The organism is Dyella thiooxydans (assembly GCF_001641285.1).
Lineage (GTDB): Bacteria > Pseudomonadota > Gammaproteobacteria > Xanthomonadales > Rhodanobacteraceae > Dyella_A > Dyella_A thiooxydans.
In genome coordinates this window covers 3,815,930-3,832,820 of record NZ_CP014841.1, presented here as the reverse complement: position 1 = coordinate 3,832,820, position 16,891 = coordinate 3,815,930, and the positions used below count along the sequence as shown (strand labels likewise).

Here is a 16,891-nt window from a genome sequence, read left to right as displayed (position 1 = left end):
GACAGCGGAATCGACCGGTCGGTGCGACTTTCACATGGCTCGCCGCGATCCCGGAGAGACGGATGGCGCAGATCAACAACTTCCTTGCCATGTACGGGCGCCTCGGCCTCGATGCCGACTGCAGCGAGGCCGAGCTGCGCCAGGCCTACCGCCGCTATATCGCCGACAGGCATCCGGACCGCCAGCGCGAGCGCCCGGCCATGGAGCTGGCCGAGGTCCAACAGGTGACCGCCATGTTCGCCGCCGCCATGGCGTTCTATCGCGAGCGCGGGCACCTCCCGGGGTCTGCCCCCGCGCGTGCCACCCCGCCCCCCGCGCCAGCCCCCTCCCGCAGGCGCGGAAAGAAAAAGGCACACGGCCTCCTGCTGGTCGCACTGGTCGCCGCCGGACTGCTGCTCTGGCACGCATGGCCCGCCCCGACCGAAACCGGCATGCCCGCGGCATCACCACCCCCGTCCACGCCATCCCCCAGGAAGGATGGCGCAGACGGCAGGGCGACCCCGGAGTCCTTCATCGATGCCGGATCCACGCGCCGCGAGGTGCTGGACCTCGCCGGTCAGCCGCAACTCGATGCCGGCGATCGCTGGGACTACGGCCCGTCATGGGTCCGCTTCAGGGACGACCGCGTCGTCGACTGGTACAGCTCGCCGCTGCGCCCGCTTCCCGTGAGGTCCACCAGCACCCCCTGACACGGAGTCATCCACATGCGCCAGGCGTGCACGATCATCGAACCGGCCCGGGATGCGATCGCGCTACCCCGGGCTCCATCCGGCCCCGTGCCGGCATCGCTCCTCGGAGGGTCGTACCTTGGTGGATGAAAAGACCGCGAGCGACTCGCCCGCCTCGCCGGGGGATTTCCCGCTGCAGACCCACGATTCGCGACCGCGCCGGCTGGCCAAGGCGGCCGCTGGCTACGTTCTGTCGGTCCTGCGCCCGGACATCGCACGGAAGCTGGAAGCGGGATCCGCACCCCGCAACCGGATCGAGCGGCTGGTGCTGGCGGGGCTGGTGGCCCGCTATCGGTCATCGGGGAGCATGGATCGCCTGATGCCGCAGCACAGCCGCTATTGGGAAGGCGAATCGGCCGTGCTGTTCCACGCGGTGACCGAAGCCCGCTGCCGGGACGAGTTTCACCGCGTGCACGGCTTCGTCCCGGACATGCTCGGCCGTTTGACGGAAGCCACGGGGCTGCGCTCGATCTGCGAGATCGGCTGCGGTTCGGGCGTGGTCCTGGCCGAGCTCGGTTCGGCACTGCCGCAACTGCACGAGCTGATCGGCCTGGACCTGTCGGCAGAACAGACCGCGATCAATCGTTCGCGCCATCGCGACCCGCGTTTCGCGTTCGCTCACGGCGACGCCTGCCAATGGATTCCGCGGCATGCCCGTCCCGGGACGATCTTCATGACGTACGGCGGCGTGTTCGAGTATTTCGCCGAGTCCGCGATGCGAGCGCTCCTGCAGGACATCGCCTCGCTCGCGCCGGCCGCCCTGATGCTGATCGAGCCGATCGCCCTCGATCACGACCTTGAGCGCGATGCCCACTCACGCCCTTACGGCGATGAGCTGTCGCTGTCGCACAACTATCCCCGACTGCTGGCGCAATCCGGTTTCACCCTGCTGGAGCGCCGGGAGTGCACCGATGGCGGCCTGCGCTGGCTGGCGATGACCGCCACCAGCGCCCCCCCCCCCTGAACTCCGCACGCCGCAGGCTGTTCAGCCTCCCGGCGTGTAGGGCGTCGGATTGCCGACCGGGATCGTGCTGATCGGCAGGTTGACGTAGCCGGGCGTGTTCATCTGCACGGCCCCGGCACCGGTCACGTAGAAATCCAGCACCCCTTTGCCGCTGCTCGTGAACGTGCCGCCCGGAGCGATGGTCACCACGCGCCCGCCTCCCTGGGAAGCCGCGGTGATGCTGTAGCCGGTGTACGGAGCCAGCCCGGTGACCACGTGGTGCGCGGATTCGGCCGGCACGAAGTAGGCGATCGTCCCGCTGATCGGCGTGCCCGGGGTGCCGGCGTTGTTGATCACCACGCTGACGCCATCGGTGCCCGCCAGTCGCACGCCGACGATGCTGCCCTGGTTGATCGTCACCGGCGACGCTGCCGCCACCGCGGCAGCCGTGCCGGAGAGATCGAATACGGTGAGCCACTGGTTGCTGGCCGCCGCGGTCGCCGGCCGCACCTGCACCTGCCATGCCTTGGTCGGGTTGCTGGCCGGATACATCGCCAGGGTGGTGGTGACCGGGTTGACCGGCGTCACCACGGTCATCGCGCCGGCGTAGGTGCCGTTGTAGGTGACATCGAAGCGGGTGCCGCCGGACGACGTGACCTGACTCGTCGGGCTGGCCGGAAAGTGCCAGGCCATGTACTGGTCCAGCGAGGCGCTGCTGGCGGTCGTGCGGTCGTGCACGACGAAGCGGCCGGGCCGCAGATAGGTGACCTCGCGCGACCACGCACTGACGCCCTTGCCGAGCGAACCACCTGACGAGCGGTACATGTCCTCCAGGTGGGTCGCCCGGAGATAGACGTAGTCGCTGCCGTCCTCGAAGGCGCTGACCGCCGTCCGCACACCATCGCTCTCGGTCGTGTAGGCACCCTGCCCGTACGCGCTCTGGACGGTCGAACCGCTCATGCTGCGCACGTAGAACACGTTGTAGATCTGCCGGTTGCCCTTGTAGGGCGTGCCGTCGAAGCTGCCGTAGTTGTCGTCGTAGATGCGGCTCTCGTCGGCGCTGCCGTTCGGGCTGTGCACCAGCCAGCCGGTCGCGTTCAGCAGCAGCGGCGTGGCGCCGCGGACCAGGGCAAGCGAACCCTGGTCGAAGTATTCCTCGCCCTGGCCGGGATTGTTGACATAGGGACCGGCGCGGAACGACATCCACACCGCGGCAGTGGTCCAGTCCGAACGTGCGGACACCGCATTCAGGCCGCTGGCGAAGTACGACAGGGGCAGCGTGCTGACCGAAGCCGTCGCTCCGCCCGGCGCGCTCTCCAGGAAAGCCAGCCATGGTGCCGCGGGGCTGTAGCCGGACGTGGCGCTGGATACCTGGCCCAGATACTGCAGAAGCACCGGCGCCAGCGACGACCCCCAGTAGGCCGCCTCGCCGTAGACCTGCTGGAACACACTCAGCTGCGCCGTCCCCGGATCCGGAAGGCTGCCCGACGAGCGATTGGTGTCACGGTCGTCGATGTAACCGCGCGACGGCCAGGTGAAATGCATCAGGTATGCGGCATTGTCGGTCGGGAAGGTATACGCGGTCGAGGCGTGCACCAGATCGACCCCCGTGGCGGTCTTCACCTCGCGCGCCGGAAGGCTCATGTTGAAGATGCCCAGTGGCGCATAGTTGGCGAAGCCTTCCGGCCAGCCACCACCTGCCAGATGGAGGTTGTAGTAGGGCAGCACGCGCGCGGTGAACTGGTTGCCGTACCAGTCGTCCCACTCGGCGGACGCCGAAGGGTTCTCGCCATAGGTGCCGATCGCGATCACCGCCTTGGCGTGGAAATAGCCGGCGTAATAGTTGCTCTGCGGATGCGCGTACTCGAATGCCGCGCAGCCTCCGGGCTGCTCCCAGGCGGTGAGCCAGGCATTGGCCGTAGTGTAGACCTGCGTGCGCTGGCTGCTGGAGAGCAGGTCGTACAGCCAATCGTAGCCAAGACCGAAGCCCACACCGTAGAAGCGGATGCCGTAGCCACTGTCCGTGCAGGGATCGGTGCCCTGCCCGGTGCCGAAGGGCGAGGACATCTTCATCAGGATGTCCACCGCCTTGGCCCCGTAGGTCGCCGCCTGGCCGGCGTTCGTGGCGTGCAGCACCTGGTAGCACATCGCCTCGGCGAGCAGGGCCGGGAGATAGTCTTCGCCCTGATAGCCGGAACCGAGGTTGGGCAGGTTCGGGTAGGCGTTCCCGTTCGGATACTGCACCGAGCCGCCGATATAGCTGTCGCAGGTCGCCTTCAGCGCCTGCCATTCGGTGGTGTTGGCGGTCGCGTGCTGGCGCAGCGTGGCCAGCGTCGCCGAGTCCAGGATCATGCGCGGGTGCGCGGCGGTGATGGTCGGGCCCACGGCAGCCGGTGTGGCGCCACCGACCGACGCGGCCACGATGCCGGAGCGGGTCCCGCTGCCGGAGGTCAGCGAACTGCCGGCCCCTGTCGATGCCGATGCCGCAGACGCGCCGGCAACCAGCACCCTGGCCGACAGCGCCATGCCAAGGCTGCTCGCCGCGGTGGGAAACAGTGCGCGCGACCAAGTGACGGCCGACGAGCAGTCGTTCGCCTGGCCGCGCCGCAGCACTCCATTGCCGACCGGCGTGAACCCGAGCGCCGGCCCGCTGGCGCTGCAGGGCCACGCGGCGCCGGCACTGCCCGGCGTAACGGCTTCGGCATAACGCTGGAGCAGGTGTCCCGACCGCGCGGTCGCGTCGCCCCGGACCTGGTTTGTCACGGGAGCGTCCGCCGCGGCGGCAGTGGAATCCTCCGATGGCGCCAGGACGCCCTCGCCCGTCCTGGCCACGGAAGCTGCAGCGGCCGGTGTGGATAGGGCCTGGGCATGACCGGTCCCGCCCGAGCCGAGGGGAGCCACAAGGTCGGGTCGGACCATGCCGGCGATGCCGAATGCCACCGAAAGAAGCAGCACGATCGTGGCGCCTATACGCGGTCCGCGAGGCCAGCGGCGGGGTCGGGAGGTGTCGTCGGCACGGACGGTTTCGACGTCATCGGCGTTCATCTGGGCGAGTCCCTTGGGTACGCGTGTGCATTCCCTGATCACAGAGAACGGAGGGGCCTGGGCAGCGCCCGGTCAGCATGCGCCGTTTTGTGGCATCGCGCATGCCCTCGTCTCTGTCCCATCCGTGGTCGTTCAGCATCCGTCAACGCGCGCCGCGACCGAACAGGACGACCTCTACGGTCTGGATGAGGATCAGCAGGTCGAACAAGAGATTGTGGTTCTTGACGTAGTAGAGGTCGTACTTGAGCTTTTCCGCGGCATCCTCATCCGAGGCGCCATACGGGTAACGCAGTTGCGCCCAGCCTGCGAGACCGGGCTTGAGGCAGTGCCGGACCTCGTAATAGCGGATCTTGCGGCTCAGGTCGGCCACGAACTGGGGACGCTCCGGCCGCGGACCGATGAAACTCATGTCGCCCTTCACCACGTTCCACAGCTGCGGCAGCTCGTCCAGGCGCGTCTTGCGGATGAAGCGCCCCACCCGCGTCACGCGGTCGTCGTTCTTGCTCGCCCAGCGGGCGACGCCATCGCGCTCGGCATCGGTCGCCATGCTGCGGAACTTGGTCAGCCAGAAGGTCTTGCCACGGGCACCGACCCGCTCCTGCCGGTACAGGATGGGCTGGCCGCGACCGGATTCCATGCGGATCGCCAACGCCGTCAGCAGCATGAACGGCCAGGTCAGCAACAGCACGACGACCGCGGCAAACAGGTCGAAACAGCGCTTGCTGAAACGGCGCAGCGGGGTCGAGTCGAAGCCGCCGGAGAACACCAGCCAGGACGGATCGGTAAAGGAAAGCTGGACGCGACCGGCCTCGCGCTCGACGAAGGTCGTCAGATCGGTCACCTCGACGCCGATCTGGCGCAACTCCAGCAGGTCGGTCATCGGCAGGTTGCCGCGACGATCCTCCACGCCCACCACGACCTCGTCCACCTGGCGCTCGTTCACCCACTGCAGCAGGGTGTGCTGCGGATCGAGCAGATGCTCGGCCGGCACGCAGACCTCCTCGCTGGCCCGAGGCAGGAAACCGACCACGATGAACCCACGGCGATCGGAGCGGCGGCGCATGCGACTGTGCACCTCGGCCGCACGCTGGCCCGCGCCAAGGATAAGGATCCGGCGCTTGAGACCCTCGACTTCGGTCAGGTGCTGGAACACCAGACGGAATCCGGTGACCAGCGCGAAACCCACCGCCAGCCCGATACCGAACACGCCGCGGCCGACGTATGCCTGGGGAAAGACGTAGTACAACACCACCAGCATCACCGCGCCGAAGCAGAAGCCGACGGCCTGCCTGGCCAGCAGGCCGAACCAGCTGGTCCGCATGTTCAACTGGTACTGCCCCAGCGCAGCCAGTCCGAGCATGAGCACGGCGGCAAACACCAGCGATCGCAGCACCAGCGAGCGGGTGAAGCGCGCGAGATCTTCAGGCGCCCCCGGGTAGCGAAGACGTGCAGCTACGTAGAGCGACACGCTCAGTAGCAGCAGTTCGATGACGGCAAGCAATAGCAGCCAGCGAAGGCCGCTATTCTTGGATGAGCGAAACATGGCACTACCCCCTGTACTGTGACTCAGTTCGCTTTACACACGCCGGACCGACATGTTAGTCACGATTTTGTTACAGTGTCCAGTCGGCATATGTGACGATGTTCCCGGCGGCGCCGAGCCAGCAGATGCTGAGCGCCTCGGGTTCGCCGGGGACGGCGATGGCACCGATCAGGCCGGCCGGCAACGACAGCCGAAGCAGCCTCCATGCCAACGGTCGCCCGGAGGGGTCGGGTAGCGGGCTTCGCGACGTGTCGACCAGGGCCGGATCGAATCTGAGTCCGGTGCCCCAGGCCTTGAGCACCGCCTCCTTGGCTGTCCATAGCCCCAGCACCGCCCGCTGCCAGGGCTCGCCGGCAAGCCCGGCCAGCGCCTGCCGCTCGGCCGGCGTACCGATCGCCGCCAACACGTCGTCCAGCGCGTGGCGCGCCGGAAAGCACTCGATATCCAAGCCAACGGCTGCCATCCGGGCCACGGCGACTGCCGCGAATGGTCCGGATCGGCTCAAGCTGGTCACATGACCGGGATGGTCGGGAAGCAGCGGCCGCCCCAGCGCGTCAGGCGACACACGCGGCAGCACCGGACCGGTGCCGAGGCACATCCGGAGCACCCGGCGCCAGAGCGCGTGGGCGAGAACGTAACTGGTGCGGTCGCCCTCGAACCGGAAGCGCGCGGCGCGCGCCCGCTCCCACGCATCCAGCGTCAAAGCCGCCTGCTGCAGACCGTCCAACCACTCGGCGGTGTCGAACACCACCACCCAGGCCTGCGCCCCGGCCACCCGCCCGATCCCCGCCTGCTCCAGAGCCACATCGACCCGCCGGGCGAACTGCCCACCCCTCGTCTCCATCGCCCAGGGCCTGGCCGAAATCAGCCAGCTTGCCGGGCGATGAACTGCAGGTACCAGGGCATCGCGTCATGCAGGCCATCGGCGATGGTGTGGGTGGGTGCGTAGCCGAGATGCTTGGCGGCAAGGGCGATATCCGCCAGGGAATGGCGCACGTCGCCAGCGCGGAAATCGCGGTAGACCGGCCGGCGATCGTAATTCACCCCTTGCTCCCGCAGGCCGCCCACCAGCAGGTCGAACAACTGGTTGAGGCTGGTGCGCTGGCCGACCGCCACGTTGTAGACGCGGTCACGCGCCTCGTCGGCGGACAACGCGGCCAGCAGGTTGGCCTGCACCGCATTGGCGACATGACAGAAGTCGCGGGTGGTCTCGCCATCGCCGTTGATGAACAGGTCGTCGCCGCGGATCAGCGAGGCGATCCACTGCGGGATCACCGCGGCGTAGGCACCATCCGGATCCTGGCGGCGACCAAACACGTTGAAGTAGCGCAGGCCGATCGCGCGGAAACCGTAGCAGCGCGCGTAGACCTCGGCGTAGATCTCGTTGATCAGCTTGGTGGCGGCATACGGCGACAGCGGGCGGCCGATGCGGTCCTCCACCTTCGGCAGGGTCGGCTCGTCTCCGTAGGTCGAGCTGGAGGCCGCATAGGTGAAGCTGGATACACCGGCATCGCGCGCCGCCGTCAGCATGTTGAGGAAACCCGTCGCGTTGGCCGCGTGGGTGGCCAGGGGATCTTCGATCGAGCGCGGCACCGAACCCAGCGCAGCCTGGTGCAGCACATGGGCGACCCCGGCACAGGCCGCCTGGCAGTCCTCGAACGCCCGGATGTCGCCCTCGATGAAGCGGAAGCGCGACCAGGCGTCCGGCCCGACGACCTCCCGCACCTCGTCGAGGTTGTGCTGGTAGCCGGTGGCGAAATTGTCCAGGCCGATCACCTGCTGGTCGAGCCGCAACAGCGTCTCCACCAGGTTGGAACCGATGAAACCCGCCGCGCCGGTCACCAGCCAGGGGCCCTGTGCGGCGCGCACGCGCGCCTGCAATGCGGCAGGAATGAACACCTCGTTGCGCTCCATCACAATCTCCCGTCGACCGCTTCGCGCGGCAGCACGTACTTCACGTCGTAGATCACCGCCCCATCGCGCCCCAGTGCGCGCACGCCCTCGGCGCCCAGCGCCACGAACTGGTGATGGGCGACTGCCACGATCACCGCGTCGTAGCCGCCCTGCGCCGGTGCATCGATGGGACGCAGACCGTATTCGTGCTCGGCCTCGTCGGCGTCGACCCAGGGGTCGTACACGTCGACATCGGCGTTATAGCCGTGCAGCGCCTGCACGATGTCGACCACGCGGGTGTTGCGCAGGTCCGGACAGTTTTCCTTGAAGGTCAGGCCAAGGATCAGGATCTTCGCGTGCACCGGATTGATGCCCTTGCGCACCATCAGCCGGATCACCTCGTTGGCTACGTACGGACCCATGCCGTCGTTGGTGCGGCGACCGGCGAGAATCACATCGGGGTGATGGCCGACCTCCTGCGCCTTGTGGGTGAGGTAATACGGATCCACGCCGATGCAGTGGCCACCGACCAGGCCCGGCCGGAACGGCAGGAAGTTCCACTTGGTGCCCGCCGCCTGCAGCACTTCCAGCGTGTCGATGCCGAGCTTGTTGAACAGGATCGCCAGGTCGTTGACCAGGGCGATGTTGAGGTCGCGCTGGGTGTTCTCGATCACCTTGGCCGCCTCGGCCACCTTGATCGAGCTGGCGCGATGGGTGCCGGCGGTGATGATCGAGCCGTAGACGCGGTCGACGAAATCGGCCACTTCCGGGGTGGAACCGGAGGTCACCTTGAGGATGGTGGTGACGCGATGCTGCTTGTCGCCCGGGTTGATCCGCTCCGGGCTGTAGCCGGCGAAGAAGTCCTGGTTGAACTTCAGCCCCGACACCCGCTCCAGGATCGGCACGCAGACCTCTTCCGTGCAGCCCGGGTAGACGGTGGACTCGTACACCACGATGTCGCCGGCCTTGATCACCTTGCCGAGCATCTCGCTGGCTTTGACCAGCGGTGTCAGGTCCGGGCGACGGGCGGCGTCGATCGGTGTCGGCACCGTGACGATGTAGAAGTTGCAGCCCTCCAGGTCGGACAGCTGGGCACTGAAAGCGAGCCGGGTCGCCTGGGCCAGCTCGGCCTCGTCCACCTCGAGGGTGGAGTCGCGACCGGCGCGAAGCTCCTCGATGCGCGAAGCATTGATGTCGAAACCGACGGTGGGATAGTGCCTGCCGAACTCGACCGCAAGCGGCAGGCCGACATAGCCCAACCCCACGATCGCGATCCTTGCCTGGTCGATCTGCCGCATGCCGCCCCCTGAACCCATGAAATTCGCCGAATGATACCGGTCCCTGCCCCACCGCTGTCACCGGGCATCGGACAGTGTGACGCAGGTATCTGACGGTTTTGCGCTGCAATGCGATAATGAGCGGCTGCCTGCGCCGCTTCGGAAGCGCGCCGGCCCCATCTACTGCGACGGACAACGGTACTCCCCATGGTGGCTCTCGCAACCGAGCGCGTCATCGACGTGCACCACTGGAACGATTCGCTCTTCAGCTTCCGCACGACCCGCGACCCGGGCTTCCGCTTCGACAGCGGCCAGTTCGTGATGATCGGCCTGGAGGTGGACGGGCGTCCGCTGATGCGCGCCTATTCGATCGCCAGCGCCAACTGGGAGGAGCACCTGGAGTTCTTCTCGATCAAGGTGCCGAACGGCCCGCTGACCTCGCGCCTGCAGCACCTCAAGCCCGGCGACGAGGTCATCGTCAGCCGCAAGCCCACCGGCACCCTGGTGCTGAACGACCTCAAGCCCGGCAAGCGGCTGTACCTGCTCAGCACCGGCACCGGCCTGGCGCCGTTCATGAGCCTGGTGCGCGATCCGGAGACCTACGAGCGCTTCGACAAGGTGGTGGTCGCCCACGGCGTGCGCGAGATCAGCGACCTGGCCTACGGCGACTACCTGCAGAACGAGCTGCCGCAGCACGAGTACCTGGGCGAGATGGTGCGCGAGAAGCTCATCTACTACCCCAGCGTGTCGCGCGAACCGTTCCGCCACCAGGGCCGCATCACGGACGCCATCGTCGACGGCCGCATGGCCCAGGCGATCGGCCTGCCGCCGCTGGATCCGGCGATGGACCGCGCCATGCTGTGCGGCAGTCAGCACATGCTCGACGACACTGCGGCGATTCTCGACGCGCGCGGCTTCCAGGTCTCTCCGCGCACCCGCGAGCCGGGCGACTACGTGATCGAACGGGCCTTCGTCGAGAAGTGACCTGACGCCAGCCGCCCGCCGCGTTACCGTGGCCAGGCGGCGACTGGCCGCGCCGTCCCGGGCTCGCCGTGTTCGACATCGCCCTGTATGTCTTCGCCGCCCTGCTGATGCTCGGCGGCCTGGCCGGTGCCGTGCTGCCGGCGCTGCCCGGTATCCCGATGATCTTCGCCGGCATCTGGCTGGCCGCTGCGGTGGACGGCTACCGCCACCTCGGCCTGTGGTGGCTCATCGGACTCGGCGTGCTCGGCACCTTCGGCGTAGCCGTGGACTTCATCGCCGGCGCGCTCGGTGCCAGGCGGGTGGGCGCCAGCCGTCAGGCCATATGGGGCGCCACGCTGGGTACGTTCGCCGGCCTGTTCTTCGGTATTCCCGGATTGCTGCTGGGCCCTTTCGCCGGGGCGCTCGCCGGCGAGCTGCTGGCCGGCCAGAGCGTGCTGCGGTCCACCCACGTCGGCGTCGGCACCTGGCTCGGCCTGCTGTTCGGCACCCTGGTCAAGCTGGTGGTGTCGTTCGCGATGCTCGGGCTGTTCGCGCTGGGAATGCTGCTGGGCTGACGCTCAGCCCGCGGCCGGGATCACGTAGAGCAGGATCGCCAGGTAGTGCAGCACGCTGCCGGCCAGGACGAAACAGTGCCACACCGAATGGTGGTACGGGAGCCGCCGCCAGAGGTAGAACGGCACGCCGGCGGTGTAGGCGACGCCGCCGGCGATCAGCAGCGCCATGCCGCCGCCCTGCAGATGCGCCGCCAGCGGCCGGAAGGCGACCATGCCGATCCAGCCCATCGCCACGTAGAGCAGCACCGACAGCTTGCGGTAGCGGCGGAACATGCCGAACTCCAGCACGCTGCCGATCGCCGCCAGCGTCCACACTGCGGCGAACAGGCTCCACCCCCAGCGGCCCGGCAGGGCGATCAGGGTGAAGGGCGTGTAGGTGCCGGCGATCAGCAGGTAGATCGCAATGTGATCGAGCGTACGCAGCACCGGCTTGGCCGATGGCACGGGCACCGCGTGATAGAGCGTGGATGCGGTGTACAGCAGCACCAGGGTCGTGCCGTACACCGCACTGGCGATCACGTCGCGAGCCTCGCCGTAGCGCGAGGACACCACCACCAGCGCCGCCAGGCCGGCGATCGCCAGCAGCACGCCGATGCCATGCACGATGCTGCTGGCCAGCTCGTCGCCAAAGCTGTATCGCGGCACTGCGACGAAGGGTTGTGCGGTCACGACCATCTCTCCACCGGCCGCCTCGCGGCCTCTAGTGCGCCGCACCATAGCGCGGATGACCGCGCCTGCATACGCCTGCGCACGGAAATCGGCGTCAGCGCACGCTGCGCGGTCGCCCGGCTCACTCGATGATGAAGGCACCGAAGGCGATACCCAGGTTCCAGCCCTTGCCCTTGCCGCTGAGCGCCAGCGACACGCTGCCCTTGGTGACCACCTGTGCGTCGGCCGATCGTTCGGCGCCGGCGTGGGCCTCTGCGTTGGCGTAGTGCCCCTTGATGTCGGCGATGCTGTCGACGCCGGTGAACTTGCCGATGCCGTGGTCGATCCGGGTCTTGCCGAAGGTGAGGCCGCCGCCCTTGGCCCGCAGCTTCACATGCATGCTCTGGCCGTTGCTGCAGGTGACGGTGCCGCTGCCGGTGGCGGTCTTGTAGAACACCGACCAGCCGGACAGCTGGAAGGTCATGCTGCAGGAAATATCCCCTGCCCGCGCGAGGGATGGCAGGAATGCCAGCCCGGCCAGCAGGGCCGCGGCAGCCGGGAGGGTTCGCATCGTCATGGGTCTGCTCCGTCGGGTTGGCCGGCGCCTGGCCGGTCGTGCTGCATTGTGGCGCATCGGCCTGAGCGGAAGCGCCTCGTCGTCCCGGCGACGACGAGCAGCCGTTGCTCGCGGCGGCAGTCACGGCCTATCTGGTTGCAGATGAAACGATTGGACGTCCAGACGTCCACTTGCCCGGACCATGACTTCCGGCATAGGCTCGGGTCGCGTCTCCGCGGTCCCCACTGCCATCCCCGGCAGCGCGGCGGCGCCACACAACCCGCATCGATGATCGTCAGGAGGTCGCCCATGTCGTCCGCAAGCCTGGCTGTTGCCCGTCGCTCCCGTCCGGACCAGTTGCGCGTCGCCGCACTGAGTGCCGCCATCGCCCTCAACCTCGCCGTGCTGGTCAACGCCATGCGGCCGCTGGCCCCGCAATTGAGCCCCCCGGCGTCCGAACCGCGCACGCTTACCATCCGCTGGCACGAGCCGCCTCCGCCGATCCCGCCGCAGCCACCGGTGCTGGACGTCAAGCCATTGCCGGTCCCGGTACCACCGGCCCCGGTCACCCGGGTCAAGCCGGCACCCGTGACTCCGCCCGTGGTGGCGCCGATCGAGAGCGGCAATGTGCAGGCTCCGCCGGTCTCCGTGCCGACGCTGTCACCGCCGACCCATGAAGTCACTGCGGCACCCGCACCGATCGAAGCCAGTCTGGCTTATCGGCGCGCGCCGTTGAGCTTCCCCGTTCAGGCGGTGCGCCAGCGCATGCACGGCACTGTGCTGCTGCGCGTGCTGGTGGACGAGCAGGGAAAGCCGATCGACGTGGAGATCGAGCGGAGCAGCGGCTACACGCTGCTCGACCGCAGCGCACGCTCGCAGGTGCTGGGTGGCTGGGCATTCCAGCCCGCCATGGTCGATGGCAAGCCGGTGCGCGCGTGGGCGCGGGTACCGGTGAATTTCGACCTGCGCGGCGAGTAGCGGCAGGCATGAAGCCCCCGGCGACTGCCGGGGGCTTCGCGTATCAGCGACCGGCGTTGACCGGCACCGGCGTCGGACGGCGCGAGGCCCGCACCACCAGCCACACCAGGCCGCCCAGCGCCAGCACCGGCAGCATCACCGGCAACAGCGCCAGCAGCACCACGGGCGCCACCAGCAACAGCGCCAGCGCGCCCACCAGCAGGCCCAGCAGACCGGCCATCAGGCCGATCACGCCGCCCACTACGGCGAACGCCAGCTTGAACACGAACCCGACCAGCGACGCCGCCAGCCACAGGAAACCCACCACCATCACCAGCACGGCCAGGGTGACCATCGTCCTGCTCCTTCGATCGGCGCCGACCGGGCGCCCGCATCCTTCAGATGCGGACGGCGAGGAAAGGGTTGCAGGCTCAGCCGCCAAATCCTTCCAGGACGATCTTGCCGATGGTGCTGCCGCTCTCCAGCTGGGCGTGCGCGCGGCGCAGGTTGGCCGCATTGATGGTGCCGAAGTGCTCGCGCATCGTGCCCCGCAACGCGCCGGCATCGACCAGGTCGGCCACTTCCTGCAGCAACCTGTGCTGGGCCGCCATGTCCGCGGTGTGGAACAGCGAGCGCGTGTACATGAATTCCCAATGCAGCGAGATGCTCTTGCGCTTCATCGCGCGGATGTCGATCGGCGTGGCCGGGTCGTCGATCAGTCCCAGCTTCCCCTGCGGCCTGAGCAGTTCGACCAGCGCCTCGTAGTGCTGCTCGGTGTGGGTCAGGCTCATCACGTAGTCGACGCCCTCCGGCGCCACCGCACGCACCGGTTCAAGCAGGCCATGGCGATGATCGACCACATGATGGGCGCCCAGCTCGCGCACCCAGGCCTGGGTTTCCGGCCGCGACGCCGAGCCGATCACGGTCAGCCCGGTGAGCTTGCGCGCCATCTGCACCGCCATCGAACCCACGCCGCCCGCCGCACCGACCACCAGCAGCGTCCCGCTGGCCTCGCCGCGCGCCACGCCGAGCCGGTCGAACAGCAGCTCCCAGGCGGTCACCGAAGTCAGCGGCAGCGCCGCCGCCTGGGCGAAATCCAGCGAGGACGGCTTGCGTCCGACGATGCGCTCATCGACCCGTTGCAGCTCGGCATTGCTGCCGGCGCGGTCGATGGCGCCGGCGTAGATGACCTCGTCGCCGGGCTTGAACAGCGAGGCCTCGGGACCAACCGCCACCACCACGCCGGCCGCGTCCCAGCCCAGCACCTTGTCGGCACCGGCCGGGTCCACGTTGCGGCGGATCTTGGTATCCACCGGATTGACCGACACCGCATGCACCCGCACCAGCAGATCCCGGCCGGTGGGTGCCGGTGGATCCGGCAGTTCGACGTCGATCAGGCTGCGGACATCGTCGATCGGCAGCGAATGGCGATAGGCAACGGCTTTCATGGCGTTTCTCGAGGGAGGCGGGGGCGCGGGGGACCAAGGCTAACCGCGACCCTGCGACGCGTCATGCCCGACCAAAGCCGGAGGACCGGGGTCCCGGCGGCAGGCAGGGACGCGGGGCCGCTTGCCGCGGGGGCCACCGACTGGCCAGACTGCAGCCGCCCTTCCCGCGAGATCCCGACCCGCATGGACCACGGCACGCGCGCATGGCATCGGCACCGCGCCGGCACCGGACCAGGTGCGGCGATCGGCGCGGCCGTGCTTCCGCGGCGCGGAGGGCGCTGACATGCTCACCGACCTCATCGCCCTGTCGGCACTCTGCCTGCACGTGTTGGGCGCGATCGTGGCGATGCACGCGGTGGTGCATGCGCGCACGCCGCAGGGAGCGATGGCATGGGCACTCGGCCTGGTACTGCTGCCGTACGTGACGCTGGTGCCCTACCTCTACCTCGGCTCGAGCCAGGTGCATGGTTACCTGGAAACGCCGCGGCGACTGCCCGGCGCTCCGCCGGTGGAAGCCGGCACGCATCCGGCCTGCCTGCGCCTGGATGCGCTCGCCACGCTGGCCGGGCGCCCGTTCCGGCGCGGCCACGCGCTCGAGCTGCTGGTGAACGGCGAGGCGGCGTTCGATGCGATGTTCGCCGCGATCGCCTCCGCTCGCCACGAGGTGTTGGCGCAGTTCTTCATCGTCCACGACGACACCCTGGGCAAGCGCTTCGCCCGGGCCCTGCTGGACCGGGCGGCCGCGGGCGTGCGCGTGCACCTGCTGTACGACGGCATCGGCAGCCATGAGCTGCCGGAGTCGTACGTCGACGCGTTGCGTAGCGGCGGCGTCGAGGTACACGCCTTCGCCGGACGGCGCTGGCGCAACCGCTTCCAGCTCAACTTCCGCAACCACCGCAAGCTGCTGGTGATCGACGGAGCGCAGGGCTTCGTCGGCGGGCTCAACGTGGGTGACGAATACCTCGGCGCACGCCCGCCCCTGTCGCCGTGGCGCGACACCCACCTGGGCTTTGCCGGGCCGGCCGTGACCGACCTGCGCCAGGCGTTCGCCGACGACTGGCGCTGGACCACCGGCATGCGGCTCCCCGACGGCACCCCCACGCCACCGCAAGGGGATGCCAGCCTGCTGGTGGTGACCAGCGGCCCCGCCGATCCGCAGGAAACCGGCTCACTCTGCTTCACCGCGCTGATCCATGCCGCACGCGAGCGGCTGTGGCTGAGCACGCCCTATTTCGTGCCCGACGCAGCGGTGATGGCCGCGCTGCAGCTGGCGGTGCTGCGGGGCGTCGACGTGCGCGTGCTGATCCCCTCGCGCCCCGATCACCGCGGCGTGTTTCTCGCCTCCACCCTGCACGCACACGAGGCGGTACAGCGCGGCATCGGCATCTATCGCTACCAGCCGGGCTTCCTGCACCAGAAAGCCCTGCTGGTCGACGGCCACACCGCCGCCATCGGCAGCATGAACCTGGACAGCCGGTCGTTCCGGCTGAACTTCGAGCTGAGCGCGATCGCCGTCGACGATGGCTTCGCGCGCGCGGTGGAAGCCATGCTGCAAAAAGATCTGGCGTTATGCCGTCCGGTCACCGAGGCCGAATACCGCCAGGCCCCCTACCTGCGCCGTGTGGCCATGCACGTGGCGCGGCTGTTCGACCCGATTCTCTAGCGGGCGGGCCCGCGGCCGCGCCGCCTGCGCCAGTCGATCGCCAGCCAGGCCAGCCAGATCCCCACGCCGACCCCGACCAGTTCGCAGAACACCCGCGTGCCCAGGTTGTCCGGGTCGTGCACCTCGGCCAGCTTGGCGCGCAACAGGGCCAGCGACTGCAGCCGGCCGTAGTTGAAATAGAACAGGTTGCCGATGTCCGCACCGGCGCTCAGCACCACGCCGAGCAGGTACGACCAGCCGATCTTCCTCGCCTCGCTCCAGCCACCACGGCGGCCAATGGCGTGGAACAGCGCGAACAGCAGGGCCCCGGCGACGGCACTGATGGCGCCGGCCTCCAGCCCTCCAACGAAGCCGTAACCCATCCAGGACTGGTCATACGGCATGGGGCGCTCCAGGGCAGGCGGAAAGGTACTCAGACATCGTCCTGCGACCCCACGCTCACCGCGATTCCACCCGCAGGATCCACCTGCACCGAGACGTCGATGGGGCGGCAGCACACGTGGCAATCCTCGACGTAGCTGTATGAAGCCTCCGCCGGCTCGATCAGAAGTTCGATCGGCTCGCCGCAGTAAGGACAATCGATGATCACGGCATCCAGCATGCAGGCCTCGGCACTTCGGGGGAGCTGCGATTGAACCATATCGCCTGCGAC

At 68.5% G+C, this 16,891-nt stretch carries 17 protein-coding genes; 6 read left to right on the top strand and 11 right to left on the bottom strand.

The genetic code is table 11. The annotated features are described in order from the left end of the window. The first annotated feature begins 62 nt into the window (after positions 1 to 62). Both ATSB10_RS17235 and ATSB10_RS19630 read left to right on the top strand, forming a co-directional pair. A complete protein-coding gene (locus ATSB10_RS17235; RefSeq protein WP_063673955.1) occupies positions 63 to 689 on the top strand; it encodes a molecular chaperone DnaJ in 627 nt (208 codons plus the stop codon). 121 nt (positions 690 to 810) lie between these two features. Then, complete coding sequence (locus tag ATSB10_RS19630) at positions 811 to 1,692, top strand: class I SAM-dependent methyltransferase (RefSeq protein WP_205631070.1); 882 nt, start codon at positions 811 to 813, stop codon at positions 1,690 to 1,692. A gap of 21 nt (positions 1,693 to 1,713) precedes the next feature. Here the strand turns inward: ATSB10_RS19630 and ATSB10_RS17225 are convergent, their stop codons facing one another. From ATSB10_RS17225 to tviB, 5 genes are all read right to left on the bottom strand, one after another. Then, positions 1,714 to 4,434, bottom strand: a complete 2,721-nt coding sequence (locus ATSB10_RS17225) for a hypothetical protein (protein WP_236886451.1) — start codon at positions 4,432 to 4,434, stop codon at positions 1,714 to 1,716. A gap of 424 nt (positions 4,435 to 4,858) precedes the next feature. Then, positions 4,859 to 6,259 (bottom strand): TIGR03013 family XrtA/PEP-CTERM system glycosyltransferase, encoded by a 1,401-nt coding sequence (locus tag ATSB10_RS17220; protein WP_063673952.1) that lies wholly within the window; start codon positions 6,257 to 6,259, stop codon positions 4,859 to 4,861. 70 nt (positions 6,260 to 6,329) lie between these two features. Then, on the bottom strand, positions 6,330 to 7,064 hold the full coding sequence (locus ATSB10_RS17215; RefSeq protein ID WP_169816729.1) for a 4'-phosphopantetheinyl transferase family protein: 735 nt from the start codon (positions 7,062 to 7,064) through the stop codon (positions 6,330 to 6,332). 59 nt (positions 7,065 to 7,123) lie between these two features. Next, positions 7,124 to 8,173: an SDR family oxidoreductase gene (locus tag ATSB10_RS17210; RefSeq protein ID WP_063673950.1), complete on the bottom strand. Its 1,050-nt coding sequence runs from the start codon at positions 8,171 to 8,173 to the stop codon at positions 7,124 to 7,126. Continuing rightward, positions 8,173 to 9,450 (bottom strand): Vi polysaccharide biosynthesis UDP-N-acetylglucosamine C-6 dehydrogenase TviB, encoded by a 1,278-nt coding sequence (gene tviB / locus ATSB10_RS17205; protein ID WP_063673949.1) that lies wholly within the window; start codon positions 9,448 to 9,450, stop codon positions 8,173 to 8,175. Before tviB ends, ATSB10_RS17210 begins: the two co-directional genes overlap by 1 nt. 186 nt (positions 9,451 to 9,636) lie before the next feature. Here tviB and ATSB10_RS17200 point away from each other — a divergent pair, with 186 nt between their 5' ends. Together ATSB10_RS17200 and ATSB10_RS17195 are read left to right on the top strand one after the other, a co-directional pair. After that, positions 9,637 to 10,413 carry a ferredoxin--NADP reductase gene (locus ATSB10_RS17200; protein ID WP_063673948.1) on the top strand — a complete coding sequence of 259 codons (777 nt, stop codon included), beginning with the start codon at positions 9,637 to 9,639 and terminating at the stop codon, positions 10,411 to 10,413. Between the two features lie 107 nt (positions 10,414 to 10,520). After that, positions 10,521 to 10,967 (top strand): DUF456 domain-containing protein, encoded by a 447-nt coding sequence (locus ATSB10_RS17195; RefSeq protein WP_063674556.1) that lies wholly within the window; start codon positions 10,521 to 10,523, stop codon positions 10,965 to 10,967. Positions 10,968 to 10,970: 3 nt separating this feature from the next. Here the strand turns inward: ATSB10_RS17195 and trhA are convergent, their stop codons facing one another. After that, a complete protein-coding gene (gene trhA, locus ATSB10_RS17190; RefSeq protein ID WP_063673947.1) occupies positions 10,971 to 11,642 on the bottom strand; it encodes a PAQR family membrane homeostasis protein TrhA in 672 nt (223 codons plus the stop codon). A gap of 115 nt (positions 11,643 to 11,757) precedes the next feature. Next, positions 11,758 to 12,192, bottom strand: a complete 435-nt coding sequence (locus ATSB10_RS17185; RefSeq protein ID WP_083966279.1) for a hypothetical protein — start codon at positions 12,190 to 12,192, stop codon at positions 11,758 to 11,760. Between the two features lie 288 nt (positions 12,193 to 12,480). Between ATSB10_RS17185 and ATSB10_RS17180 the strand changes: the two genes are divergently transcribed. Further along, entirely contained in the window at positions 12,481 to 13,149 is a 669-nt protein-coding gene (locus tag ATSB10_RS17180) for an energy transducer TonB (protein WP_063673946.1), read from the top strand. Between the two features lie 43 nt (positions 13,150 to 13,192). Here ATSB10_RS17180 and ATSB10_RS17175 read toward each other — a convergent pair whose 3' ends face one another. Then, on the bottom strand, positions 13,193 to 13,483 hold the full coding sequence (locus ATSB10_RS17175) for a hypothetical protein (protein ID WP_063673945.1): 291 nt from the start codon (positions 13,481 to 13,483) through the stop codon (positions 13,193 to 13,195). Positions 13,484 to 13,559: 76 nt separating this feature from the next. Next, the gene (locus ATSB10_RS17170; RefSeq protein WP_063673944.1) at positions 13,560 to 14,576 is read right to left on the bottom strand and encodes a zinc-binding alcohol dehydrogenase family protein; all 1,017 of its coding nucleotides are present in this window, start codon (positions 14,574 to 14,576) and stop codon (positions 13,560 to 13,562) included. A gap of 283 nt (positions 14,577 to 14,859) precedes the next feature. Between ATSB10_RS17170 and cls the strand changes: the two genes are divergently transcribed. Then, positions 14,860 to 16,239 carry a cardiolipin synthase gene (gene cls, locus ATSB10_RS17165; protein WP_063673943.1) on the top strand — a complete coding sequence of 460 codons (1,380 nt, stop codon included), beginning with the start codon at positions 14,860 to 14,862 and terminating at the stop codon, positions 16,237 to 16,239. Here the strand turns inward: cls and ATSB10_RS17160 are convergent. Then, the gene (locus ATSB10_RS17160; protein WP_063673942.1) at positions 16,236 to 16,622 is read right to left on the bottom strand and encodes a hypothetical protein; all 387 of its coding nucleotides are present in this window, start codon (positions 16,620 to 16,622) and stop codon (positions 16,236 to 16,238) included. The two genes, cls and ATSB10_RS17160, sit on opposite strands and share 4 nt — an antisense overlap. 29 nt (positions 16,623 to 16,651) lie before the next feature. Beyond that, entirely contained in the window at positions 16,652 to 16,840 is a 189-nt protein-coding gene (locus tag ATSB10_RS17155; protein ID WP_063673941.1) for a CPXCG motif-containing cysteine-rich protein, read from the bottom strand. Positions 16,841 to 16,891 lie beyond the last annotated feature (51 nt).

Excerpts from the sequence above, each read along its gene's own strand:
- ATSB10_RS17175 (WP_063673945.1), bottom strand. The coding sequence starts at position 13,483 with ATGGTCACCCTGGCCGTGCTGGTGATGGTGGTGGGTTTCCTGTGGCTG.
- ATSB10_RS17160 (WP_063673942.1), bottom strand. The coding sequence starts at position 16,622 with ATGCCGTATGACCAGTCCTGGATGGGTTACGGCTTCGTTGGAGGGCTG.
- ATSB10_RS17210 (WP_063673950.1), bottom strand. The coding sequence starts at position 8,173 with ATGGAGCGCAACGAGGTGTTCATTCCTGCCGCATTGCAGGCGCGCGTG.
- cls (WP_063673943.1), top strand. The coding sequence starts at position 14,860 with ATGCTCACCGACCTCATCGCCCTGTCGGCACTCTGCCTGCACGTGTTG.
- ATSB10_RS17185 (WP_083966279.1), bottom strand. The coding sequence starts at position 12,192 with ATGACGATGCGAACCCTCCCGGCTGCCGCGGCCCTGCTGGCCGGGCTG.
- ATSB10_RS17220 (WP_063673952.1), bottom strand. The coding sequence starts at position 6,259 with ATGTTTCGCTCATCCAAGAATAGCGGCCTTCGCTGGCTGCTATTGCTT.
- ATSB10_RS17170 (WP_063673944.1), bottom strand. The coding sequence starts at position 14,576 with ATGAAAGCCGTTGCCTATCGCCATTCGCTGCCGATCGACGATGTCCGC.
- trhA (WP_063673947.1), bottom strand. The coding sequence starts at position 11,642 with ATGGTCGTGACCGCACAACCCTTCGTCGCAGTGCCGCGATACAGCTTT.
- ATSB10_RS17200 (WP_063673948.1), top strand. The coding sequence starts at position 9,637 with ATGGTGGCTCTCGCAACCGAGCGCGTCATCGACGTGCACCACTGGAAC.
- ATSB10_RS17180 (WP_063673946.1), top strand. The coding sequence starts at position 12,481 with ATGTCGTCCGCAAGCCTGGCTGTTGCCCGTCGCTCCCGTCCGGACCAG.
- ATSB10_RS17155 (WP_063673941.1), bottom strand. The coding sequence starts at position 16,840 with ATGCTGGATGCCGTGATCATCGATTGTCCTTACTGCGGCGAGCCGATC.
- tviB (WP_063673949.1), bottom strand. The coding sequence starts at position 9,450 with ATGCGGCAGATCGACCAGGCAAGGATCGCGATCGTGGGGTTGGGCTAT.
- ATSB10_RS17195 (WP_063674556.1), top strand. The coding sequence starts at position 10,521 with ATGCTCGGCGGCCTGGCCGGTGCCGTGCTGCCGGCGCTGCCCGGTATC.
- ATSB10_RS17235 (WP_063673955.1), top strand. The coding sequence starts at position 63 with ATGGCGCAGATCAACAACTTCCTTGCCATGTACGGGCGCCTCGGCCTC.